The 23,638-nt window shown below is 42.9% G+C and carries 24 protein-coding genes and 1 pseudogene; 15 read left to right on the plus strand and 10 right to left on the minus strand.

What is annotated here, in order from left to right:
* Positions 1 to 148: 148 nt before the first annotated feature.
* Both F6K37_RS09680 and F6K37_RS09685 read right to left on the minus strand, forming a co-directional pair.
* Positions 149 to 784: a restriction endonuclease subunit R gene (locus tag F6K37_RS09680; RefSeq protein WP_287249795.1), complete on the minus strand. Its 636-nt coding sequence runs from the start codon at positions 782 to 784 to the stop codon at positions 149 to 151.
* Positions 785 to 939: 155 nt separating this feature from the next.
* Positions 940 to 2,514 carry a GldG family protein gene (locus F6K37_RS09685; protein WP_287249797.1) on the minus strand — a complete coding sequence of 525 codons (1,575 nt, stop codon included), beginning with the start codon at positions 2,512 to 2,514 and terminating at the stop codon, positions 940 to 942.
* Between the two features lie 793 nt (positions 2,515 to 3,307).
* Here F6K37_RS09685 and F6K37_RS09690 point away from each other — a divergent pair.
* A complete protein-coding gene (locus F6K37_RS09690; protein WP_287249799.1) occupies positions 3,308 to 5,224 on the plus strand; it encodes a serine/threonine-protein kinase in 1,917 nt (638 codons plus the stop codon).
* Positions 5,225 to 5,312: 88 nt separating this feature from the next.
* Positions 5,313 to 5,426 (plus strand): annotated as a pseudogene (locus F6K37_RS45455) (toxin-antitoxin system HicB family antitoxin); the annotation flags it as partial.
* 170 nt (positions 5,427 to 5,596) lie between these two features.
* On the opposite strand, the gene F6K37_RS09695 reads toward F6K37_RS45455, so the two are convergent.
* The gene (locus tag F6K37_RS09695) at positions 5,597 to 6,532 is read right to left on the minus strand and encodes a pyridoxamine 5'-phosphate oxidase family protein (protein ID WP_008180486.1); all 936 of its coding nucleotides are present in this window, start codon (positions 6,530 to 6,532) and stop codon (positions 5,597 to 5,599) included.
* Positions 6,533 to 6,961: 429 nt separating this feature from the next.
* On the opposite strand from F6K37_RS09695, the gene F6K37_RS09700 reads away from it, so the two are divergent.
* Entirely contained in the window at positions 6,962 to 7,111 is a 150-nt protein-coding gene (locus tag F6K37_RS09700; RefSeq protein ID WP_154659694.1) for a hypothetical protein, read from the plus strand.
* Between the two features lie 55 nt (positions 7,112 to 7,166).
* On the opposite strand, the gene F6K37_RS09705 is transcribed toward F6K37_RS09700, so the two are convergent.
* Both F6K37_RS09705 and F6K37_RS09710 read right to left on the minus strand, forming a co-directional pair.
* Positions 7,167 to 7,964, minus strand: coding sequence for an ABC transporter permease (locus F6K37_RS09705; protein WP_008180488.1), 798 nt, complete (start codon positions 7,962 to 7,964; stop codon positions 7,167 to 7,169).
* Between the two features lie 241 nt (positions 7,965 to 8,205).
* The gene (locus F6K37_RS09710; RefSeq protein WP_287249803.1) at positions 8,206 to 9,195 is read right to left on the minus strand and encodes an ABC transporter ATP-binding protein; all 990 of its coding nucleotides are present in this window, start codon (positions 9,193 to 9,195) and stop codon (positions 8,206 to 8,208) included.
* 174 nt (positions 9,196 to 9,369) lie between these two features.
* On the opposite strand from F6K37_RS09710, the gene F6K37_RS09715 reads away from it, so the two are divergent.
* From F6K37_RS09715 to F6K37_RS09745, 6 genes are all read left to right on the plus strand, one after another.
* Positions 9,370 to 10,419, plus strand: coding sequence for a DUF1565 domain-containing protein (locus F6K37_RS09715; RefSeq protein ID WP_008180492.1), 1,050 nt, complete (start codon positions 9,370 to 9,372; stop codon positions 10,417 to 10,419).
* On the plus strand, positions 10,349 to 10,948 hold the full coding sequence (locus tag F6K37_RS09720; RefSeq protein ID WP_229414341.1) for an S-layer homology domain-containing protein: 600 nt from the start codon (positions 10,349 to 10,351) through the stop codon (positions 10,946 to 10,948). Before F6K37_RS09715 ends, F6K37_RS09720 begins: the two co-directional genes overlap by 71 nt.
* Entirely contained in the window at positions 10,927 to 11,013 is an 87-nt protein-coding gene (locus F6K37_RS09725) for an S-layer homology domain-containing protein (protein WP_229414343.1), read from the plus strand. Before F6K37_RS09720 ends, F6K37_RS09725 begins: the two co-directional genes overlap by 22 nt.
* A 12-nt stretch (positions 11,014 to 11,025) precedes the next feature.
* A complete protein-coding gene (locus F6K37_RS09730; protein WP_008180496.1) occupies positions 11,026 to 11,403 on the plus strand; it encodes an S-layer homology domain-containing protein in 378 nt (125 codons plus the stop codon).
* A 390-nt stretch (positions 11,404 to 11,793) separates the two neighbouring features.
* Positions 11,794 to 12,594: a hypothetical protein gene (locus F6K37_RS09740; RefSeq protein WP_008180500.1), complete on the plus strand. Its 801-nt coding sequence runs from the start codon at positions 11,794 to 11,796 to the stop codon at positions 12,592 to 12,594.
* Positions 12,595 to 12,872: 278 nt separating this feature from the next.
* Entirely contained in the window at positions 12,873 to 13,379 is a 507-nt protein-coding gene (locus F6K37_RS09745; RefSeq protein WP_008180502.1) for a hypothetical protein, read from the plus strand.
* A gap of 348 nt (positions 13,380 to 13,727) precedes the next feature.
* On the opposite strand, the gene F6K37_RS09750 is transcribed toward F6K37_RS09745, so the two are convergent.
* Both F6K37_RS09750 and F6K37_RS09755 read right to left on the minus strand, forming a co-directional pair.
* Entirely contained in the window at positions 13,728 to 14,300 is a 573-nt protein-coding gene (locus tag F6K37_RS09750) for a phycobiliprotein lyase (RefSeq protein WP_008180504.1), read from the minus strand.
* A 121-nt stretch (positions 14,301 to 14,421) separates the two neighbouring features.
* Positions 14,422 to 15,093 (minus strand): HEAT repeat domain-containing protein, encoded by a 672-nt coding sequence (locus tag F6K37_RS09755; protein ID WP_008180506.1) that lies wholly within the window; start codon positions 15,091 to 15,093, stop codon positions 14,422 to 14,424.
* Between the two features lie 355 nt (positions 15,094 to 15,448).
* Between F6K37_RS09755 and F6K37_RS09760 the strand changes: the two genes are divergently transcribed.
* Positions 15,449 to 17,881 carry a sensor histidine kinase gene (locus F6K37_RS09760; protein ID WP_081431866.1) on the plus strand — a complete coding sequence of 811 codons (2,433 nt, stop codon included), beginning with the start codon at positions 15,449 to 15,451 and terminating at the stop codon, positions 17,879 to 17,881.
* Positions 17,882 to 18,019: 138 nt separating this feature from the next.
* Here the strand turns inward: F6K37_RS09760 and psbN are convergent, their stop codons facing one another.
* Positions 18,020 to 18,151, minus strand: coding sequence for a photosystem II reaction center protein PsbN (gene psbN / locus F6K37_RS09765; protein ID WP_008180512.1), 132 nt, complete (start codon positions 18,149 to 18,151; stop codon positions 18,020 to 18,022).
* 1,277 nt (positions 18,152 to 19,428) lie between these two features.
* Here psbN and psbH point away from each other — a divergent pair.
* Both psbH and F6K37_RS09775 read left to right on the plus strand, forming a co-directional pair.
* Positions 19,429 to 19,632 carry a photosystem II reaction center phosphoprotein PsbH gene (psbH, locus tag F6K37_RS09770; protein ID WP_008178875.1) on the plus strand — a complete coding sequence of 68 codons (204 nt, stop codon included), beginning with the start codon at positions 19,429 to 19,431 and terminating at the stop codon, positions 19,630 to 19,632.
* 270 nt (positions 19,633 to 19,902) lie between these two features.
* Complete coding sequence (locus tag F6K37_RS09775) at positions 19,903 to 20,205, plus strand: TatA/E family twin arginine-targeting protein translocase (protein ID WP_044492070.1); 303 nt, start codon at positions 19,903 to 19,905, stop codon at positions 20,203 to 20,205.
* Positions 20,206 to 20,478: 273 nt separating this feature from the next.
* Here the strand turns inward: F6K37_RS09775 and F6K37_RS09780 are convergent, their stop codons facing one another.
* A complete protein-coding gene (locus F6K37_RS09780; RefSeq protein WP_008178873.1) occupies positions 20,479 to 21,207 on the minus strand; it encodes a response regulator in 729 nt (242 codons plus the stop codon).
* 303 nt (positions 21,208 to 21,510) lie between these two features.
* On the opposite strand from F6K37_RS09780, the gene F6K37_RS09785 reads away from it, so the two are divergent.
* The 3 genes from F6K37_RS09785 (at position 21,511) to F6K37_RS09795 (ending at position 22,541) form a co-directional block, all read left to right on the plus strand.
* Complete coding sequence (locus F6K37_RS09785; RefSeq protein ID WP_271969968.1) at positions 21,511 to 21,642, plus strand: hypothetical protein; 132 nt, start codon at positions 21,511 to 21,513, stop codon at positions 21,640 to 21,642.
* A 105-nt stretch (positions 21,643 to 21,747) separates the two neighbouring features.
* Positions 21,748 to 22,374 carry a CPP1-like family protein gene (locus tag F6K37_RS09790; RefSeq protein ID WP_008178869.1) on the plus strand — a complete coding sequence of 209 codons (627 nt, stop codon included), beginning with the start codon at positions 21,748 to 21,750 and terminating at the stop codon, positions 22,372 to 22,374.
* Positions 22,375 to 22,382: 8 nt separating this feature from the next.
* The gene (locus F6K37_RS09795; protein WP_008178867.1) at positions 22,383 to 22,541 is read left to right on the plus strand and encodes a hypothetical protein; all 159 of its coding nucleotides are present in this window, start codon (positions 22,383 to 22,385) and stop codon (positions 22,539 to 22,541) included.
* A gap of 369 nt (positions 22,542 to 22,910) precedes the next feature.
* On the opposite strand, the gene F6K37_RS09800 is transcribed toward F6K37_RS09795, so the two are convergent.
* On the minus strand, positions 22,911 to 23,609 hold the full coding sequence (locus tag F6K37_RS09800; protein WP_008178865.1) for an HAD family hydrolase: 699 nt from the start codon (positions 23,607 to 23,609) through the stop codon (positions 22,911 to 22,913).
* Positions 23,610 to 23,638 lie beyond the last annotated feature (29 nt).

Raw genomic sequence — 23,638 nt, forward strand, 5'->3', positions numbered from 1 at the left:
TCTGCTGGCAATCATTGAGCCATTGATGGTACTCTCTCCAGAAGAATTTACCCCCCTACTATTACAATTGTCTCGACTAGAATTATTGACTCGATTTGGAGAGCGAACATAGTCGCTAGGGAGTATGTTCACAAATCAAATGGAAATGCTATAGGAGCGCTATAGCTTTAATAACTTGTAGTAATTTAATCGATGACTCCGATTCCATCAGGTTTAATACTGGCATCAACTGATAAATCGGAGGATTGCCAGCTTGGATATAAATAAACTGATAAATGTATCCGTTAGTCGATAGTCCCCAAACTGAGTCTTGATGGTCTAAACTCTTATAGGCATAGGTCAGTAATTGAGGTAACCCAACGGATACATCAACACTACTGTTTTTAGTTTCGATAACTAAGACCCAAAACGATACTTGATCTACTGTCTGTTGAGCTTTGTTAATTGCTAGAATATCTAGTCTGCCAGTAATTTTGGTATCCTGGTCTTGAATATCAATATCAGCAATTCCTTCTTCCAAGGAAATCTTTATTGGAGAGCGATAGAAGCCAGCTAATCGCAGTAATGGAAAAACAGTTAGGGCTTTTACCAGTCCTTCAGATACTTTACCCGCGATAAAATAATTATCAAAATCAGTCCGAATTTGTTCCAACTCCCGTTGCTCAAATTCAGTGATAGTGTCTAGGGATAACCGGGAAGTTAATGAACTATTGTATTGCCGTTGAAAGCCAAAGGTATGATGCACATCTTCTAGAGATAGGTGACTAGCTTGTAGAATTGTCATAAGTTTATAGGGTTCCGTGTATAAATTGTATAAATTGTGATAATTATTGTTCCGAAGTTCCCTACTCCCTACTCCCTACTCCCTACTCCCTAAAACCCAATAATTTGTACCTCACAAGTCGTAGAATTGCTATAATGCTATATCAGTTATCAATGCTAACGGCGTTGCCACCATACTAACCCAGCTGTAGTAAACCCGACTAAGGGCATAAGTAACAGGGCAGTCCAACCCAGTAACTCAGCCTGGATTGCTGTTAGGTTAATCCGTCGATTGTTTTGTTCTTTAGGGCGGATAGATAGCACTTGATCATCTTGCTTGCTTAACCAGCTAATCGTGTTGAGAAAAACATCACCATTTAATTGCTGATCAAACCAACCATTGCTGGCAAAATTAGAGTTACCATAGACTACTAGACGAGATGAAGAGGTCTTTTTATTCCCATCCTCATTAGGAGTAGCTTGATCAATCCCTTCGGCTTTACGGCTTAATGCTACACCTAAGATTAACGGACCAGGGCGATCGCTTTCTGGATTCAATTCCAGTGGTTGCTGTTTAGGATTGCTCTCAGCCCAAGTTGTATCATTGGTAATTAGCAGAGGAGTCTCCTGGATACCATCTACTGGCGTAATTAAGAGCGATCGCGCCCAGGGATAAAAGGAAAATCCGTCGCCAAATTCCGTGGTAATGGGATGATTCCCGTAGCTGGTCACCATTGGAGTTGCTGCACCAAGCACTAAGGAACGTTCTGGAGCAGACGGGTCAATCACTAACCTACTGTCTAGCTTAATTCCCCAGTCTTTGAGAAAGCTATCCAATTCAGGATTAGTATCAGGGTCGAGCATCAATAGTAAGCTACCACCCTTGGATAGATAGTTACGTAACCCTTTGACTTCTTTTTCTAAAAATGCTCGCATCGGACCTGCACTAACCACGATTGAGGCATCGGCTGGAACCTCTGAGCGTTCAGCTAAGTTAAGGGGTTGAACCGTAAAATTTTTATCCTCTAGAACACGTACAGCCTCAGATAATCCCCCTTCTACTTCTGCTAAGGATTTTTCTCCGTGACCTTGGAGGAAGTAAACCCTAACCGAAATTTCCCGAGTCAGAGTTTCGATACCACTAGTAAGACTAGCTTCTGACAGAGGTTGGGTATCATTAACAGCTTGCAATAATTGTTGCTTGTCTTTATATTGTAGATAAACTTCTCCGATAGACTGAACACCAAATTTCTGAGCTAGTGCTGGTTTTAGCTGAGGGTCAACAAACTGAAATTCAAAGTTTGACCCATACCGACGAAAGTTCTCTAACAACTCTCGGTCATCTGGATTGGGTTGTGGATTAAAGATCCAAACCTTAAGGGGCTGTCGTAAATTTTGCACCACTTGCTGGGACTGGGGTGACAGAGTATATAACTGATTTTCTGTGAAATCGATGCGTTGGGTATAGCGCACCCCTAAAAAGTTAATCAGCCCTAAAATCACTAACATAGCTACGGTAGAAATAATAGCATTGGTTCCGACTTGGGTAGAACGGCTTTGCCAAAATTTCGGGGCCAACTGGGCTAAAAATACTAGCCCCACAAGACTAATGACAATACCAGCAATCAGTAACCCTAATGCGTCTGGGGACCATTTTTCAGTAATAATCCTGACAGTGATTCCCGCCATGGTCAGTAGTGGCCCGAGCCAGAAAAGGTAAAGGAGATACTTCTTGGTTTTGCTTGTCTTCATCTCAAACCTCACGGGAGCTGCAACTATCATTACTTACTGATTGTAAGCATTCAGCTTAACCCGCTAGGTATTAGGCATTAGGCTTAGGGGTTAGGCTTAGGGGTTAGGCGTTAGCGGGTTTCACAGGGGAATTATGCGATCACATCGAACTTGAGAGGGGAATTATGCGATCGCATCGAACTTGAGAGGGGAATTATGCGATCACATCGAACTTGAGAGGGGAATTATGCGATCGCATCGAACTTAAGATGGTAATTATGCGATCGCTTAGCAGCTCAATGGTTAGCATCGCGTAGCGGCTCAATGGTTAGCATCCCATGGAACTTCAGCGGGTAATCATAGGACAGCTATAGAGTGGAAAATTAAAATAACTAATTTTCATAAGTCCTAATTATTTAGCTATCAGATAATTATTTAGCTATCAGGTATCAGCACTCAGCACTCAGTACTCAGCATTCAGTAGTGATTCCACACATCCAGCCACACTATTAGTTCGGTTTATAAATTGGTGAATAAGTTGACAATATTTTTATCCATAAAAAGATTATCCTTCATAGTTTTTTTGTAAACTTTGTATAAATGCTTTGCTTAAATATAAAGTTTGTATAAACTTACTGGGGGGCCACAAGTGCTCCACAATACTTACCAGCTCTAGCTTTCAGGTCACTATCAGCGCAAACTCTAAATAGACTTGGGGTTTCAATTACTTAAAACTCAATCCGTTATTATTTTGTTGAAGTTGGAGTACTATAAAGCGTATACATTTTGTAAGTGATGCACAAACCTACATTCGATGAGCGAATTTCCGGATTTTTCTAACTATGGCTACCAAGTCAAAAAACGATTAGGTCAGAACTATCACAGTGGTCGAGTAACTTATCAAGCCATCCATCTTAAAACTAAGCAAAAAGTTGTAATCAAGCTATTTCAATTTGCTCAATATAACAGTAGCTGGCATGGTTACCAATCCATTGAAAGTGAGATTAAGGTACTAAAACAGTTACACCATCCTAGGATTCCTCGCTATCTTGACTCCTTTGCTCCTGAGGGTGGTGTTTGTTTGGTACAGGAGTACAAAAACGCTCAACCTTTGTCTGCATACCCAAGCTTTACACCAGAGCAAATTCAGCAAATTGCCGTTCAAATGCTCGAAATTTTGGATTATCTCCAACATTTTTATAATCCGATAATTCACCGAGACATTAAACCAGAAAATGTTTTGTTAGATTACAGAATGCGGGTTTACTTAATTGATTTTGGTTTAGCAAAACTTGCCTATAGTTCAATTGCTGTAAGTACTACGATGGCTGGCACAGCTGGATTTATGCCACCAGAACAATTATATAATCAACCCCTCAATAAAGCATCAGATATTTATAGTTTAGGAGTGACACTGATTTGTTTAGTAACAGGAATTAAAACAGCGAAAATTAGTAATTTAATTGATTTAAGCAATCATCGTCTAAAATTCAAGCATTTAGCTTCAGGTTTTAGCAAAGAATTTCTTAACTACCTAGACAAGATGGTAGAACCTGACCCTAAAAAGCGTCTTGCCAATCTAGAACGTATTTTTAAATCGGTTCCATCACCACAGTCAATTCAAAGAAAAGTAATAGCCGAGTTTAGCAATAAACTGAAAGTAAAGAACCTGAATAAACGACTAAGTTCTGCTATAGTTACTGTAATTAGTTTAGGGTTAGGTCTTACCTACGGATTAAACCAAATTGAGCAACTAGTAGTAAGTAAAATTCAACAGCATTGGAGCAATGGAGACTATGAAAAATGTATTAACTTAGCTCAAGAAGTTCCGGATTTTTTGAGCATCAATGAAAAATCGATATGCCTCTTAAATGACTGTTCTGTCGCACAACTAAATCAATCCACTAAACTAGTAGAGAACCCCAGACTTATCTATAAAGCAATTACTGAAGCTAAAAAAATACCTTCTGAGAGTAATAGTTACCAAGAAGCACAACAGTTAATTACTCAATGGAAGCAATGGCAAAGTGAGCAAAATTTAATTCAACAAGCTCAACAAGACCTAAAGAAACGTAAATGGCAACAAGCCAAAGCAATGGCAGCACAGGTTAAGGCTGAACGTTTCCAGGAGCAAGCAATCCAAATTATTAACACTGCTGAAACCAAACTAAAAGCTGCTGAATTAGAAAGACTAGCTGCTGAATTAGAAATACAAGGAGAAAACCTGATTATCAAGGCAAATCACTATGCTAATCAGCGACAGTATAGTCAAGCAATATCCATCGCCAAACGGATTCATAACCCTACGCCATCTTATCAAGAAGCACAACGATTAATTGCTGAATGGCAAAGCCAAATCCCTCAAGTTTTTAGAAATTATTGGTCATCCCCACAAGTTAATGGCGCTCGCTTCGTCGTTGATAAGATAGAAAAGTGGAAAAATGGCCAATTAAAAATTTATTTTAAAGCTTATAATTACAATAATAAAGATAGCCGATTTTCAGATTTTATCGCCGTTGATAACTTAGGAAATAATTATAGAGGTTATTCAGGCTCTAGTTGGGATGGAACAGTCATGGCTTCTAGGACACCAACTAAAGGTTATATCACCTTAAAACAACCCCTAGATCCGAATGCCTCAGTGATTACACTTAGTTTTCGTCGTGTTTATACTTATAATCCAGGAATTAAACTAATCACTCTCAAAACACAAGGAATAAGAGTTAAGTAGTGGCAGGTTAGCTAAAAACTATAGCGCTGTGCCCAGGGAATAGGGAACAGGGAATAGGGAACAGGGGGAATAGTCTGGGGAGAGGGGAGCAGAATTTGATGCCCATACCAGATTTAAACCAATGAGTGCAACTGGCAACCCAGAAGAAGCCTTAAGAATACTGGCTAAACTTGATGCTTTGATTGATGCTCTGACAGACTAGACTTCGCGGCAGTTGTCGGGAACAGAGAACTTCGGCTCTCGGAAATTCGGATGAAGAATTGACGAAAACATGATCATAAAAGTGATGCAGCGCTATGTGATCAGCTTTTTCATTCCCTGTTGCCTGTTGCCTGTTGCCTGTTGCCTGTTCCCTGTTCCCTGTTGCCTGTGTTAAACAACCAGGGCATCTGGTAAACTCTCCTTCTTAACCGCAGGATTAGCGGCAGAATACTCTCCAAAGCGCCAGCGTATAGGGCTAGCATTAGTTGTCTCTAAGACCTGGTCAATATGAAACTCCACTAACCGTTGCGCTCCTGGAACGGTAGTGAATCGTGACTGATCCCAAATCACCTCGGCTGTTCCTGTTAGTTGTAAGGTATTGCCTCGCTCAAAATCGATGAACAGCAGACCAGCATGGGGATTCACTGTCAGGTTACCTAGGGTTTGAAACATATTATTGCCAGCATAATTGGGAAACACTAGCTGATGATCACTGATCACCTGGATAAATCCCGGATATCCACCCCGATGAGAGGCATCTGCCCCAGTTTCTGGATTGAAACTGGCAATGAAAAAGGTATCAGATTGGGTAATCCAGTCTTGCTCGGTTGTGGTCAAAGCCTCAAAGCTGCGAATTTCATTTGGCTGCGTTGACTCAGGGGTATCAGTCTCTAGATGACGCAGCTGGATGTATTTGGGACAGTTGAAAAATACCTCAGTGGTCTGCATCATAATCTGCCCTTGGCCTTCTACTCTAGCCAAGCCATTCATCCGCAATCGTTTACGGCTAGTCAGGTCAATCACCAGAAGTCCCAGTACTCCATTTTTCACCAAGTTTTCGTACAACGGATCCCCATCGATCGGGATACAGTTAATCTCAACAGTTTGATGATCTAAAACTTGGACAAAACCAGGTTGACCAGTCAGCAGTGATGCCCAAACCAAGCCATTGGTATCCACACTACTAGCGATCGCTAATTGTTGGGTTGTCAGGAGCATCTGAGCAGCCGGTTTGATAACGGGAGTAATCATTGAGCTGAGTTTCTCAGCTTCTTCCCTTACCCCAGACCGAGTTTGAACAGCAATCTCTCCAGTGTGAAAGCTCATAATCTACTCCTTTGGGGATAGTCAGACAGAAAACAGCAGTTTTCTTGTACACAGAATTTCTGTATATGTCTGTATCTAATCTGTCTGTCTTTAAAATATAAAACTGTCCAGATTTGGGCTAAAGAACACTATCACCCAGCACCGGACAGGATATAACCAGTCAGGGGTGTTAGGTCAATAGTTGCCTATCCCTGAACTTTCTATAATGTCAGACTACTAGGAAGACAAGAGCAAAATGTCTCAGTTTTTGTCTCAGTTTTGTCTGGTGTTGTTTAACTGACAATGACTAGTCTTAGTTCGATGTCAGAAATTGCTGTAAGAAATTGGTAGGTTTTGAGGAAAGCATTCAGCTATCAGCCTTTGGCCACGCTACGGGAATGGCCACGCTACTTGAGGTGCTTTTGAATAAGCGATGCAGAGGTGCGACCCGTGGCGAATTTAATTACGGGTCAAACGCACCATTACGGTCTTGGGGAGGCAGCGCGGTCTTGGGGGTCCCCCCCACTCGCTATTGCCGTGGTTTCCCCCACTCGCTATTGCATCAAGACAACAGGTAAGCATTCGTTTAATCTGAGTTAAGTCTGCTGACCGCTGACTGCTGACCGCTGACCGCTGACCGCTGAATACTTACATACTAAGAACGCTGAAATCTCAATGCATCAATAGACTGAGCAGTTAGAAAAATACCGATAAAGATGTAACTCAAAAACAGAATTATACTACTAGTATCCAAAACACCCTGAATCAGATTTTTATAATTTTCCAACAACGATAAATGACCTAAGGCTTCTCCAAGCGGTCCACTAACATTTTTAGCAATCAAATCAATCACCCAAAGTCCCAAAACCAAAGCAAAGGTGAGGATTGCTGACAAAATTGAGCTATCAGTTAGGGAAGAAATGAACATCCCCAGAGAAAGCACCGATGCTGCCAGTAAAATTAATCCAACGTGGGCTAGTAAGGGTAGGATAGGTTGAACGGGGGGGTCTGTAGCACTAAATGCGATCGCTTCATAGGCAAGTAAGGGTAGCACCATAAAGCTATAAAATGTCACCACTCCCAAGAGTTTACCCACGGCTACAGCCCAATTCGTTAGTGGAGAAGTTGCCAAAAGTTCCAAAGTCCTGCGCTTGCGTTCCTCAGCATAGAGTCCCATCGACAGAATTGGTAACACAAATAACGACAGTGAACCCATCACTTCCAAGAATTGACGCAAAAATACATAGGCAACATCCACTGGCGGTATCGGTAAACCCAATTGTTCTGCCGTTGCCACTTGGTTAATAATCCCCTCTTGATCCAAAAGAATTTCCACAAAAAAGGAGCCAGACAGCCACCAAAATACACCGGCGATCACATAAGCGAATGGTGAAGCAAAATAGCCCTGTAATTCTTTACGAAAAATGGCTAATATATTGCTAATTATAATCATTTTTTTATTGTATAGAGTAATTTTAAGGTTGAAGGTTTAAGGTTTAAGGTTTAAGGTTTAAGGTTCAATGGTGAAGCTTCAATGGTGAAGGTTAGTTAATTAAGTTGAAGGTTTAAAGTTGAAGGTTAGTTAGTTAAACGATTACTATTATTTAGTTTAATGTTACTTCTTTAAAGGGGGAAAAAATAACTTTCATCCTTCATTATTAATCCTTCATTATTAATTATTCATTATTAATCCTTCATCCTTCATCAGACTCCTGTAAATCAGGATCTGGTTGAGGCAGTGGTTTTTCGGTGGTAGTCAGTTTCAAAAAGACATCTTCCAGAGTAGCGCGAGTCCGTCGCATTTCGTATATCCCTACACCAGCTCCCACAGTCACAGCTGCAATATCCCGTGCGGGTTCTGCTCCCGGTGCTGATACGATGTGGAATAAAGATCGTCCGCCAGGTAAATTGTGATCATTAACCAGTTCCACCAGGCAAACTCCTGGTATAACTTGTAATAATTTCTGTAACTCCTGTGCATCACCATCTATTTCTAATTCATAACCTGATCCCCCGGTTAACTCCGCCAGTAACTTTTCTGGACTATCTGTTGCTACAATTTTGCCTTCATTGATGATAGCTACCCGGCTACAGGTCATACTCACTTCTGGTAGAATGTGGGTTGAGAGGATAATAGTATGGTCACCAGCAAGGCTCTTAATTAAGTTACGGACATCAATAATTTGCCGAGGATCAAGACCGACTGTAGGTTCATCTAAAATGATGGCCGGTGGGTCATGTACAATCGCCTGAGCGATACCCACCCGTTGACGGAAGCCCTTAGAAAGCTTGCGGATCAGTAGCTTGGCCTTGCTCGTTATGTTACAGCGCTCCATGGCAGTTTTGACCTTAGTAGTGCGATCGCCTGCAGCAACACCTTTAATACGGGCAACAAAGTGCAAAAATCCTTCAACGGTCATGTCCGGATACAGTGGCGGAAATTCCGGTAAATAACCAATTCGGCGTCGTACTGCCATAGAATTTTCATGAACATCATAATTAGCAATTCGGGCAGTACCATGGGTTGCTGGTAAATAACCTGCCAAAATTCGCATGGTAGTGGTTTTCCCTGCACCATTCGGTCCAAGGAACCCTAGGATTTCTCCTGGTTCAACCCTGAAAGTAACATTCTCTATCCCTGGGGTGGTGCCATAGATTTTGCTTAGATGCTCTACTTCTATCATATTTTTAAGTATTACGTGTTAAGTATTAGGTATTAAGTATTATCTGTTAAATGTTAGGTGTTGAATATTAACTATTAAGTATTGTTAATAAACTATTAAGTTTAAATTATTACCTGTTAAATATTAGGTGTTAAGTATTACGTGTGAATTGTTAATTGCCATTTACTGACTAATATGGTTAAATCTATTATTCACGTTAACCCAGTCACTGGTAAGGATAGCGATACTGGTGATACTGTTCCGTTTAAAACCTTGACTAAGGCACTTTCTATTGCCACTGCTGGAACTACCATTCACTTAGCCGCTGGTACCTATAATGCTGCTAGGGTCGAAGTTTTTCCTCTAGTTATTCCTAAGATGGTAATGGTTCTCGGCAATGAACCGACCAAAGGTAAGGATATTGTGATTTCCGGCAGTGGGAACTATGTCAGCCCCACGTTTAATCGTCAAAATATTACCATCCGTTTGGATTCCAAGGCCCAATTAAGAGGAGTAACGGTTACTAATCCGGGCAAATTGGGGACAGCGCTCTGGATTGAATCTACCTCACCGATTATTGCCAATAATACCTTTACTCGCTGTGGTCGTGAAGGGATATTTGTTACTGGCACAGCCAAACCCATGATTCTGGATAATGTATTGATCGCTAACGCTTCCAGTGGCATCTTTCTGGTGCGTAATGCCAAAGGGGAAGTGCGAGGCAATGTTTGTCAAAAGACTGGTTATGGGATTGCCATCAGCGACTCGGCTGCACCGTTAATAGCAGATAATAAAATACTAGGTAACCGAGCTGGAATCGTTTTGATGCGTCAGGTGCAACCAGTATTGCGTCGTAATCTGATTGAGAACAATACTCATGGTGGTTTAGTGGTTAATGGTAGGGCTAGACCAGATTTAGGCAATTCTCAAGACCCAGCGGGTAATATCCTGCGCAATAATGGTAAGGCTGATCTCCAAAATAGCACCTCTGTCAGCTTAGTTTCGGTGGGCAATCAGCTCAATCCATCTAGAATTGAGGGTGCGGTAGAGTTACGTTCATCTCAAGTTCCAGTCCGACAGACTGGTCCATTTCAATTCAGTGATTTGGCAGGTCATTGGGCAAGCCAGTTTATTGGAGAATTAGTGATTAGAGGACTAGTTAGTGGCTTTGGAGATGGCACATTCAAGCCAGAAGCCAACCTCACGCTTAGCACAGTATGCAGCAATTATTGCCAAAACATTTGAAAGCCCACGGCAGGTGGGTAAAGGCAGAGGGGAGTTTGTGGATTCGAGCGCGAAATTTTGGGCATCACAGGCAATTCGGAAAGCAGCAGTTATGGGTTTTATTTCCGGATTCCCCGATCGAACATTTCGCCCCCAGCAAAATCTGACCAGAGTGCAAGGTCTGGTATCCCTAGTGAAGGGTTTGGGGTTAACAGGTGGTGAGTCTAGCGAACTCGGGTTTTATCGCGATCGCACTCAAATTCCCAGTTATGCTACCCAAGCGGTAGCCACAGCAACTCAAAGACGAATGGTAGTGAATTATCCCCAACCCAATCAGCTCAATCCCATGAGGCCGATTAACCGTGCTGAGGTGGCAGCATTGATTTACCAAGCATTGGTAGCCACAGGCTCTGCAGATGCGATTGGCCGTAGGCCACGCGGGGCGCGTTCGCATCTCCTTATATTGTTAACCCTAACCCTGACATTACCTCCTTTAGCGATATACCTGGACACTGGGCAGAAGATTTTATTCGCCGCCTCGGTAGTCTAAACCTGATTAGTGGCTTTGCCGATGGCAGCTTTCAACCAGATGCCCCTCTAACTTGGGCTGATTAAGCTGCCCTACTGGTGAAAGTGTTTGACCCCAATCCAATCCGTCCAGTTACCCAATTTATTGATGTCCCCCTGAATTTCTGGGCATTACCAGCTATCAACCAATCCTATCGTGGTGGTTTTCTCTCTCGATACCCAGACCAAACCTTCCATCCTCAGCAGACCTTGCGCCGTGTTGATTTGATTGCCTCTCTAGTCAATGGGCTGTCTTTAGCCAAAACTCTAGGGAAGTCAGTGAAAGAGTCTTCTGACATTTCTAAAATTTATGAAGATTGGAAGGATATTCCTGCTTATGCTACCGAAGCAGTTGCGTACGCTACCATCGCCAAAATTGTCGTTAACCACCCCAACCCAACCCTGTTCCATCCCAAGGGAGAAGCCAAAGCGAGCTGATGCGATTGGCCGTAGGCCACGCGGGGCGCGTTCGCATTTATCGATCAGGCCTTGGTGAAGACAGGACGTGTCACTGAGTTCAACTCACCGTATAGTGTTGTCATAAGTCCTAAGTCCTGATTTCACTGACCAACCAACTCACTACCAAAACTAGTTGCAGGTTCTAGGTTACAGGTTGCTGGTTGCTGGTTGCTGGTTGCTGGTTACAGGTTGCAGGTTGTAGGTTACAGGTTGCAGGTTGCAGGTTACAGGTTGCAGGTTGCTGGTTGCAGGATATAGGTTATATTACCAAGCGACGTTGCCAGAAGCCGCTGTGCGTCAATAATTTGCCACATGTGCGACCTTTCCACCTGGAATCGTACCACCTTCCCACCTTGAGCCCTTTTACCCATGACCAATGACTCAGATTTAGCCATTGCCTATGCCCTTGCCTTGCTCAGTCACTATGGGTTTGAGCTCAGGGGTTACACTGTAGAAGAATTAGTCAATCTATGGCTTGAGAACTATCCTGCCAATTGGGTGCGTCTAGCGGTGATTGAGGCACTTTATCAAGGGCGTTACAAAGCGATATCTGTAGAGCAAATTTTGGCAGTCTGGTTACGACGAGGACAGCCTATATATCGCTTTAATCATGAGTTTGAGCGGATGGTTTGTCGTAAATTTCCCCAAAATTTAACCGCTCCGGTTGATAGTAGATCCACAACCGAGAGCTTAGAACTAAGTTTACAGTGGGTAGACAATGTTGCTGAAACCTCTCTAGGTACTAGTTCCGATGAAACTACACCAGAGCAAGGGATGCTTGAGTCAAAGACACTCCAAGCACCACCAACAGGCCAACAGGACACTTCCCCCCCAGCCAAGAGCATATCATCCAAAATACCTGAAAAATCAGTCAAGCCCAGAGAAAGCTTCCCAAAGCCTCTGACCAAAGCCCGTGCTAGTCCTAGCTACAATGTAGATTGGTCAAGTTATGAGCTTAACAAGAAGCCAATTCACCAATTTCATCCACCACCAGACTCTTCAGATGTCTACCAAAAGCTGAAGGCAGTTGTCCAGCACCAAGACTCTGGTACAGTCACAGCTACCGTAGTCGATAAGCAGGTCAGTGATTCAGCGGAAGATCAGGAGGTTGAAAATAGGTCAGAGGCACAGAGTCTTTCTCAGGCCACTGTTAACTTGGATCAAAGTTAACCATCCCACGATTAATCCCCGTGGGATGATTGGCCGTAGGCCACGCTACGCGATTGACCTTTGGTCACGCGGGGCGCGTTCGGAGCTAATCATACCAAATCCTCCCTGATCCCCCTATGGCATACCCCATTGTGATTAAATTATTTTTTATAAACTTTCATCAAACTATCAAGTAATCTTCATTAATATTTAATATATTAGGTATATATCTAGCGATTAATTTATATAATTAATTCCATTATAAAGTCCTTTAGTCACAGTAAATAGAGGTAAATTGGATGCATGAAAAAAGTTTTTATTTTCCCCTATTTTCTGGTTTAATAGCCGGACTAATTTTTGGAATACAGCTGACATTATTTGCCCAAATAATTTTTGAAAACTACTCTGCCCGAGCCTGTGCTAAGATTCCTGATGGCAAATTTGCTGTTTTTGTACCAACAAGTTATTTATTGAATAAAATAAATCTTAAACGAGTCGTTATATCTAACAAATGGGCTTACAATTACAATTGTAAGCTATTTAAATCAAAACATGATTATATTAAAAATTCTCAGGTGATTAAGTCTGATTCATTTATAAAAGATAACTATGCCCCAGCCGGTTATATACAGGTGCCATCAGAGAGATATATGCTCAGGAAAGTGTGGCGAGGTACCCTGATTGGCTATTTTTCTGAATATGAGGCAAATTTAGTCAGGAACAAAGTCCTGGAAAGTGCTTACAGTAAAGAACCAAAACCTATCGATAAGCCTTTTGTAGTCAATAACATAAATACTAATAATTGAGACTATAAGCATTCAGCGGTCAGCGGTCAGTGGTCAGTGGTCAGCGGTCAGCCGTGAGCTTTTGGCTCACGCTACTTGAGGTGCCTTGTGGCACAGGCTTCGACCCTGGGAGGTAACTCAGATTAAACCAATGCTTACCTGTTTTATTCAAAAGCACCTCAAGTAGCGATGCAGTCGGCCAAAGGGGGTTTCCCCCACTCGCTATTGCATCAAGACAGCGTGCGCGTAGCGCTAATCGCTGTTCGCTGATAGCTGATAGCTGATAGCTGATAGCTGATAGCTGATAGCTGATAGCTGATAGCTGATAGCTGATAGCTGATAGCTGATAGCTGACTGAATGCTTACCTTTCAGGTAACACCAAGACGAATTTCTGTGGCCAAAGAAGCCATGGTTAATTGCCCCCCCTGCTGGAGAACGTTAGTTCGTAAGCGAAAGTTAGGGCTAGCAAACCAAAAACGTTCTTCAGCATATAGAGTTTTCCCCTCTGTAATCATTGTTAAAACATCATCCTGGCTGATACTGTAACGACATTTTAGCGATGCAGTCGGCCAAAGGGGGTTTCCCCCACTCGCTATTGCATCAAGAAAGGAAGTTTCTTCAACATCACCATTAGTTCGCAATAGTTTGCCAATGTCAGGATTTTCTGGGTTGGGAACAGCTACAACAACAGTGGAACCAGTTTGCTTTTTCTGCTCTCCTACTACTGTACCGTCCCAAATCACTTTTAAACCAAATATAGCCATACCAGGCTCTATTTGGTATTGTTTACAGAGTGTTATCACCTCTGGGGCATCACCAGATAGCATTTCCATAGTGATGTTGGACTTACCATTTTTCATGGGTTGAGAGGTAATATGATTACTAGTACGTTGAGAAAACCATCTGCCAGCACTCTGCTCAAAAAACTCTTTAATATCCATTGGCTAAGATTGTAAAAATTTGTGGTAGATCGTGGTAGATCAGTGATGTTGGTAATTGGAATCAAGTGGTGCACTGTTGATTCTATCGCGCTATGATTAGCCCAATTACCAGGATGCTACACTAGCTTGAGGCTTCAGACAAACGCAATATAGCCATTTGAGCAGCTTCAGACACTTGAGGATGGCTGTCTTTTGCCAAATACTTTAATGCCGAGATACTTTTGTCCTGACCCAGTTGACCGAGGGCTTCTGCTAAACGTTGACGCACTATCCAATCCTCTGACTGGGCAAAGCGTAGAATATCGTCTATAGCTTCTGTAGCTTTGATTTCCCCCAAAGCAGCAATAGCAGCTTGTTGGACTAGTACTTCCTGACTATCTAACGCCTTGGTCAGCACATCACGAGCACGGGGATCTTGGAGATTACCTAGGGAAACAGCAGCACTAAAACGTACCAACCATTGAGTATCTTCGTAGAACGCCCTAACTAGAGGTTCAAAGGCTTTGGGGTCACCTAGATATCCCAAAGCCCCAGCAGCAGCAGCACGAATTCCGTAATCTGGGTCAGTTGCCATGAATTTGACCAAAATTGGGTAGCATTCTTCCGTAGGCTTGACTCCCAGGGCGAATATAGCCATAGAGCGAACTGGTAAATTGGGATCATCAAGTACCTTTTTAATTAGGGGCACGGCATCACTGGCTTGAACATCCCGTAGTGATGCCAGAGCCATCAAGCGATCGCGCATGTTAGGGCTTTCCAGCTGAGCCGAAAGTTGTTCTAAATTAGAGGACATCGTAGTTTGTTGGGGGTTTGGTTGACAATTAACCTCAGGGGAGTATGAGCAACGGTTGTGATCCGTTAAGAATCTACTCAGCTGTCTGGTAAAGTAATCGTTCTGACCTGCTTGCTAGATCAATGTTTCTACACAATTGTCGCTCTGAGTCATAGTTTTGGGAATGCTATGGCTGTATATATGGAAATTTTTTAGTCAACTAGCTATGGCAAATCAATTCAACTTTCTGCATCTGAGTACAGGTAAGAATAGAAAACAGGCTGATGTGAGAAATACAACCACCCCAGTCACTACAGCTACATTTGCTGATGGTAACTGTTGAATTGAGAGCTGATCGTTCGATTTTGAGACATCAATGATGAGATTAGAGCAGTTCCAGATTCTACGTGAGCTTACAGTCGATGAAGCAGCTTGTGAGCAGCTTCAAGAAATTTTATTAGCTCAGGAAACCAAATACCAAAAGGCACAAGAGCAAATTCACTTTCAGGCTTGTTTATTAGATAACTTACCTATTGGGGTTATTGCCATAGATATGGATGGAACAATTATCCATTGGAATAGTTATGCCTGTAAGCTATATCAATGGCAAGCCCAAGATGTTATTGGGTCGCAGCTATCCGAGATCATGTTTCCCCCTAGAAGTCATGCTGCCATCAAAGAAATTTTTGCTCAATTGTCCCAGTTAGAGTTTTGGCAGGGTGAGTTGCTCATTCAACGCCAAGACGGTAGCCAATTGGCTAGGGATTTTAGGATTAGTGTCCTGGAAGATCAGGTAGGGAAACAGATTGGTTTTGTAGCAACTGTCGTTGATGCTAAAGAGGGCAAACAGGCAGAGATTGACCGTAGGTCACGCTACGCGATTGGCCATAGGCCACGCTACGCGAACGCACTGTCTAACCAGGTGGCTCAAGATAAGCTGAGGCAGGCAATGGGTGATTCCCTTCGGGAAAACTTTGCAGCCCGCATTCGTAAGTCTTTAGATGTGGAGACAATTCTAAATACCACAGTTAATCAAGTTCGTCGATTGTTACAAGCAGATCGGGTAGCAGTTTATCGCTTCGAGTCGGATTGGAGAGGTAGATTCACAGTAGAGTCTGTAGAATCACCCTGGCAGCCGATTACAGGTAGGGAAATGTATAATCCCCACTTCTGGGAAACCCATGCTAATCAGTACCGGTATGCTCCAATCCAAGCGATTGAAGATATCTATTCTGATTCTGGGGGCTTGTCCTCCTATGAAGTTAATTGCCTAGCTCAGTTTCAAGTCGTTGCTAACTTGGTAGTTCCGATCATTTGTGACCCTCAACTAGACCAAAACCAACCTAAAGACTCACCTCTGTGGGGACTACTGGTTGCCCATCAGTGTAGTAGACCACGACAGTGGCAGTTTTGGGAAAGAAATTTGTGGAAATCAGTAGCAGACCATGTAGGAATTGCGATTCAGCAGGCTCAAATTTATCAGGAAAACCAACTCAAAGCCCAACGGGAAGCAACGCTCAATCAGTTTACTCAAAAGATTCGTAGCTCTCTTGATTTAGAGCAGATTTTTAGCACAGCCACTCAAGGAATTAGTCAGCTGTTGGACGTTGACCTAGTAGAAATTCAAGAATATCTGCCACAGCGGCAGGTTTGGTTAACGGTATCTCAATGTAGTAAACACCCTAACTTGAGTAGCCCTTTGGGGGCTGAAACTCCCGATGCGGACAATGAGATTAATCGCAAGATCAAAAATCTCGAAGTGGTGCGTATTAACAATAGCTGCAACTTAAACCTTGAGGATAGTTGCCATGGGTTACTTGTACCACTAAGGTTTCAAAACCGCCTTTGGGGAAAACTGTGCCTGATCAAGATTGATAGTGATTACCAATGGTCTGATGGCGCAGTGACTTTGGTGCAGTCGATGGCTGAGCAACTTGCGATCGCAATTCAGCAAGGCCAGCTTTATCAGCGTCTGGCTAACCTCAACACCGACTTAGAACGGCAAGTACTTGAGCGCACCCAACAACTACGAGAGAGAATCCAGGAACTACAGAGACTAAACATGCTCAAAGATGATTTCTTAAGTACCGTTTCTCATGAACTGCGCACACCTCTATCCAATATGAAAATGGCAATACAGATGCTCAAAATTGCTCCGGAGAGTCAACGACGACAGCGCTATACAGAGATTTTAGAATCTGAGTGTTACAGAGAAATTGAACTAATCAACGATTTACTCGACTTGCAGCGTTTAGAAACCGCCTCTTATCAGGTTTCGAGAACAGTAGTAGACTTGAAAATCTGGTTACACCAAATCATTGATTCCTTTTGCTCCCGTATCCAGGCACAACAGCAAATCCTGAAGTTGACTCTGTCAGATAATTTGCCATCGGTTTTGATTGACAAGACCAGCTTCGGGCGAATTGTGACAGAACTGTTCAACAATGCTTGTAAATATACTCCAGCCAACAGGCAGATTATTCTTGAGTTTTTTTACCAAAACAATCAGGATTTGGTCGGATCATATACCGTACCCAAGGTAATATTTAAAATCAGCAATCAAGCTGAGATTGCTGATACGGAATTACCCCACATCTTCGATAAGTTCTATCGCATTCCTAATGCTGATCCTTGGAAGAGAGGTGGTACAGGATTAGGTCTAGCTTTGGTAAAGGAGCTAGTCAAGCAGCTCGACGGCATCATTCAGGTAGAAAGCTCTCAGAGATGGACTACATTTACCGTGCAAATTCCGGCTCCTCAAGGCTCCGAACTCAATGGACACGACAACAGTTTGACGATCAAGTTTTAATCTACCTTCTATGCTTAAGGGAATGCTTGGTCTGTTGCCCAAGGCTATGTTTTGCCTAAGGGTAGCGGTTAACTGATAGTTGAGTTGTGCTACCCTAATCGCTTGTGACTTTCCCGGTTTGAATGGAACACCATTTTCTTAGTCTTCATGTTCTTCAAACTGATCTACTAATTCCGCTGAAGGGGGTCCAAAAGCGGTGTAAATGGATATACCAGTGATACCGATCACAAAAACAAGGATAACAATGCTAAGGACTATTGCGGGTTCCATGGCTGAAATAAAATATTAGTTTGTTTTCTTTTTGAGACTCTGCTCTCTAAAACCTCGACAAACCTCCACATTTAGCTGACTACTTGAGGGAGAGCATGGGAGCAGCTACCCCTACCTGTGCTTTAACGATCAGGCCAAACGCGAGCTAAAGGGGATCTATTGTTAGGAGTAGAATCAGAGTCAATGGTAGCTTTTTTTGATGTTGTCTTAACAAATTTTAGTTTTATTGCTTTTTTTTAAGAATAGCACATAATCTTAACACTGTTAACAGACATGGCCAAACTGATAAATACTATACAGTGTTAGACAGTGTTCGACAATATTTTAGATTTTCGTGTACTTTTGTTGATGTTTGTTGATCAAAAAATCCTAGTCCCTCAAAAAGATTACTTGTGGTGAACGGCAGGCTTGACAAATATAAGGTACTGTGTTAATAATGTGTTAATTGTCTTGGGAAAAGGTGACGTGGCGCGTCATCACTGGGTATGTAGCCCCACATCCGGCAAATATAAATTTGTAATTTCCACGACCCTTACCTCACCAGGTACTTAGGCAAAAACCACGCTTTGATAGTCCTGCAAGTTAAACATGTCTTAAGGATGTGCAGCTGGCGCAAACTCTCTCAAACTATTGCCGAGTCTGGATTCATTGAATTCAAGCGGCTTGTTGAGCATAAATGTCTTTGGTTTAGTGCCTCCTTAGTGTAAGCTGATACATGGTATCCATCGACTAAGGTCGGTAGCTCACAAAATTTCCAACCTACACAAGGCTTGGGGTCTCCCGTTATACCCGTGTTAAGCAGCGTCTGGCAGTGCCAGTAAGGGTTAGCGGGTTAGAAGTTACCGTAAGATAGGGTCGCCTTTATAGGTGATGCTCGCCCATAGCCGCTCCGCGAACCGTCTTGCATAAAAGGGTTAAGTCTTTTGTAATAAGGCGACCCTATCTAAGGTTTCGTCTCCGGGGAATTGCCTGACGGGGTCTCTTGATTTTGGACTGAAACAGTGGTATCAATATTGAGGTGCGACCCAAGGCCGGGTTCCCCGGCCATTGGAAAATGCACCTATTGAATCGTGGATTAATGGCGGTTGGACTGCCGCTCAATGGCTGTGGTAAATCGGTACAGGATATCGAACGCGCCCCGCGTCGGCTTCCGCCGAGGAGCAGCAATTCTCATTCGTGAGTAAGAGCGCGCCCACATCATAATCTTTAATTTGATGTGGGAGTAGTCACAATATCTATTAACATAAATCTAAATTTACCATAAACTCAATTTACCCATGGCACAAAGAACTCGGCTAGGAGATATTCTCAAACCCCTTAACTCGGAATATGGTAAAGTTGCCCCAGGTTGGGGCACTACTCCTGTAATGGGAGTCTTTATGGGGCTATTTTTCGTCTTTTTGCTGATTATTTTGCAGATTTACAACAAATCAATCCTCATTCAAGGTTTCAATGTTGATTGGACAAGCCTAGGGCAGTAGTATACTGCCAGGCTCAACTGCTAATCAAACATTTCAAATATTTCAGCTCCCTCCCGGCTTGTCCGGGTTTTTTAATGCTGTTGACAGCAATGGATAGGCTAGGAAGTCCCTGGGATTAATACCTTTAGTTAAAATAATTTGGTTAAATTGGATTAGTTCAACTGGCTTAGTTCAACGGAACAGCGGTCAATTTGGATCAAATGTGGAATACTAATAACAGCAAACTAGTAACAGCAAACCAGCACTTGACAAATCCCAGGAGGTTATATAATGAACGTTTTTGGTATGGGTTTACCGGAAATGGCGTTGATTATGGTCATTGCCCTATTAGTATTTGGCCCTAAGAAGTTGCCAGAAATTGGTCGTAGTCTGGGTAAAGCGATTAGAGGCTTTCAAGATGCCTCCAAGGAGTTTGAAAATCAGTTTAAGCTAGAGGCACAACAGATAGAGCAAGGGCTGAACACCCCTACCCCAAGTGAATCTGATCAAATTACCACCAAAGAAGTTGCTACAGCAGAAGTTGATACAGCAGAATCAAACAATCATGCTACGACTCCCTCTCAAAAAAGCTAATCCCAGGGACTTCGAGCCATTTCAGCAAGAGGCTAGACCAAAGCAGGGATGATGACTAGTACTGCTGCGGGGAATTAAAAATTATGGTATTAACAATTCTTGAATGCTTATTACATAAGCGTTTGGCTATTTTTGAATCCTATCTTTATTTCCGCCGTGCTCTACTAGACGACTCTTTAACTCTAGTCCGGTAACTCAGTAGTCGATTGCCTTGGCAACCATTGACGCTCCACGAGCAAGGGGTTTGAATAGTCGTGGAGTGTCAACAATGAGTTAGCTACTGGATTTACCATTTTTCTCATTCTTCTTAGTAGAAGGTGCCTCAAACTTGTAGCCAACACCTCGAACTGTCTGAATCAAGGAAGGGTCACTGGAATTCACCTCAATTTTACGGCGAATTTGACCGATATGGACATCAACTACTCGCTGATCTCCCACATAATCGTACTCCCAGACTTCCTGGATTAACTCAGAACGGCGCAAGACCCGACCCGGATGACAGGCCAGAAAATGGAGTAGATCAAATTCCAGAGCAGTTAGAGGGATAAGTATTTCGTCTATAGTTACCTCCCTGCGCCCTGGGTCGATGACTAAATGGTCGAAGACTAGGCGTTCTGCTTCAGTAGCAGTAACAGCCCGCTTCCGTTTCAAAATTGCTCTAACTCGATTTTCCAGCTCTTGTAAATCAAAGGGCTTGGTGATGTAGTCATCAGCACCTTGTTGAAATCCTTGATTTTTGTCAGCAGCATCCGACCGACTGGTGAGCAAGAGGACAAAGACATCAGTGCGGCTCTGCATTTGCTGACACAGGTTGTAGCCAAGGGCGTCAGGCAAATTCACATCTAGAATGACTAAATCTGGATTAAATTGCTCAAATGTGGCAAGAGCCGTCTTGCCATCTTGAGCAGCCTGCATTTGAAAATTCTTTTGACTTAAGAAGCGTAGAATTAAATTTCGGATTGCCGGATCGTCATCTACGACAAGAATCTTGGCGGCGGTCATAACTTTCCACGGAAAACGGGATCACAAATTTAAGACGCAGAGTGTTTTGACACCAACGGTGCTGTTGGGCATTGTAGACAATTATCCTCAGATTATTAGGCAATGCCAATAGTTGGTCAATCGCATAGGCAGATCAGTTATTTTCAAAATTCCCCCACAGTAGGACTTCCCGAACCACGGCAAAAAGTCTTTTTTTCTTGTTCTAAAGAGCAAAAAACCCATAGCCTTGATGAGTCTATATGGATTTACTAACGGTTCTAACATTATTCAGGAATTCTCCGGTGATTTGGCCAAAAAACTGAGATGCACCGGCATTGTGTTGACTTCACTGCGGCACTGCTGTTTGAAGATCAAGCTACACTAGCACCCAGGGGCATTGACACCACCCTCAACCAAGACGACTCTGTGAACAGTGGTTACCCAGAGCAAGGTTGAGAGTTTCTCGTGCCTAACCTTAACATATACATAACTAGTTTAAAGTTGCTGTCATACTAATGAAAAGAAGGTATGTGAAAACAAGGGATGTCTCGGAGGTCTTGAATGAGTGATAACAATCCCTATGATCAGCTTGGGGTTACGGAAGAAGCGTCCTTTGATGAAATTCAGGATGCCAAAGGTCGCCTGATCCAAAAGCATCGTGGTAACCAAAAGCTTTTAGATACCGTAGAGGCGGCCTACGATGCCATTATTATGGATCGACTTAGGATGCGCCAGGAAGGAAAGATTAAAGTTCCTGATCGCATTCGTTTCCCGGAGAAGGCTTCTCAAGCTCCACCGAGTTTTCCCCAAACACCAGTTAATAACTCTCCTGAGTGGCTGAAACGGTTGTGGGATACTCCGACAAGAGAAGACATAATCTGGCCGAGTGCAGTGTTCTTAATCTTAAGCAGTGCTACTGTCCTTGACACCTCATCCGGAAACTCGATTTTGCCGTTGGTGATGGCTATAGGCTTCGGATTCACGATCTATTTCCTCAATCGGAAAGAACAACAATTTGGTCGTGCGGTGTTGCTAACCCTGGCAGGTCTGTTTTTAGGTGTGGGATTGGGAAGTTTGCTGGGGAATTCTCTGGAAAGCCAATTCACCAACCTAGACTTGAAAACAGAAGAACTGGCTACATTGGTGACATTTGTCTTGCTTTGGGTGATTAGTTGCTTCTTACGTTGAAAATAGCCATGGGGGATTGGGGATTAGGACGTGCCTCCAAAAGCACTAACTTGTCTCGTAGTGGTGCTTTTCCCCTTGATGTGATATCTCCCAAACTTCTCTACCCTTGCCTGGGTTTGCCCCGTGGAAACCAAGCCAGTCGCTCATGGGGAGCGACTGCATCATGACCATGAAAAGCAGTTTTCATAAAAATTGCTTTTTTAAATCACCACAAGCCCTGTAAGCCAAGACTTTAGCGCGATTATTTTATAAATATTTTTATTTTATAAATATTTATCATAGCCACAGGCTAGAGAGCCAATTTTCTTAACTGTGTTAATAAAATTAAAGTTGATCAAACCCTTTCTGTTAACTGATCCGAAGTTCCCTGGTCTGCACGGCGAGTTAGTGATATAATTTCCTAAATTTTGAGATAATTTAACCACGCCATTTTTTGAAATAAAAAATCACTTGAACTTTCACGGTTCATTTCATCCCACCCTGACCGAGGGTCAGGTGTAGGGCGCGCTCTAGCCGGATCAGCTAAAATCGCACAATCATACGGCTTGTAGCAGTGCTGTGTCTAGAACTAAATCTACCGCTTCAGTGAGATTATTGACGATAAAATCTGGTTCGTAGAGATTGAGCTGAGTGCGATCGCGTATTCCAGATAAAACTCCAATTGCTTTAATACCGTGGGTTTTGGCAGCCACTATATCCGCTTCTGTATCGCCAATCATCCAGACATCAGAGGCAGCTGGGAGTTTTTTTAGGGCTTTTGCCATTAGCAAAGGTTTATCTTTAGTGTCACCGGTCTTAACATAGTCGTTACTCAGGCAATACCGTCGGTTAGGGGGGAAAAATTGCTCCAGGTCTAAGCGACTGAACGCTTCATCAAGCTCTCGCACCCGACGCATGGTCATGACGGCTAAATCTATACCTGCTTGTTGTAATTTTTCCAGGGCATCTATCGCTCCGGGAACCGGTTGATCATGGACTAAGTAGGGCAGAGTGTGTACAGTTTGACGGCGCAGCTGAGCAAATGCTTCAGCTTGGCTGGGATCGAGACCTGAACGAATACCAATAATTATCTCCGGAACACGCCCCCTCTTACACTGCCAAAACTCCGCCTTGGACATGGGCAGGATTGGCTGGTTAGGGCGTTGGATTTCTTTGAGACAAAACTGGTAAACCCGATAGTAACGCTCCGACACATTCATGATCGGACCGTCAAAGTCTGTAAATACTCTAATCATTATCTAACAAAATGTAATATTTATTTACA

This window comes from Moorena sp. SIO4E2, assembly GCF_010671945.1.
GTDB classification, from domain to species: Bacteria; Cyanobacteriota; Cyanobacteriia; order Cyanobacteriales; family Coleofasciculaceae; genus Moorena; species Moorena producens.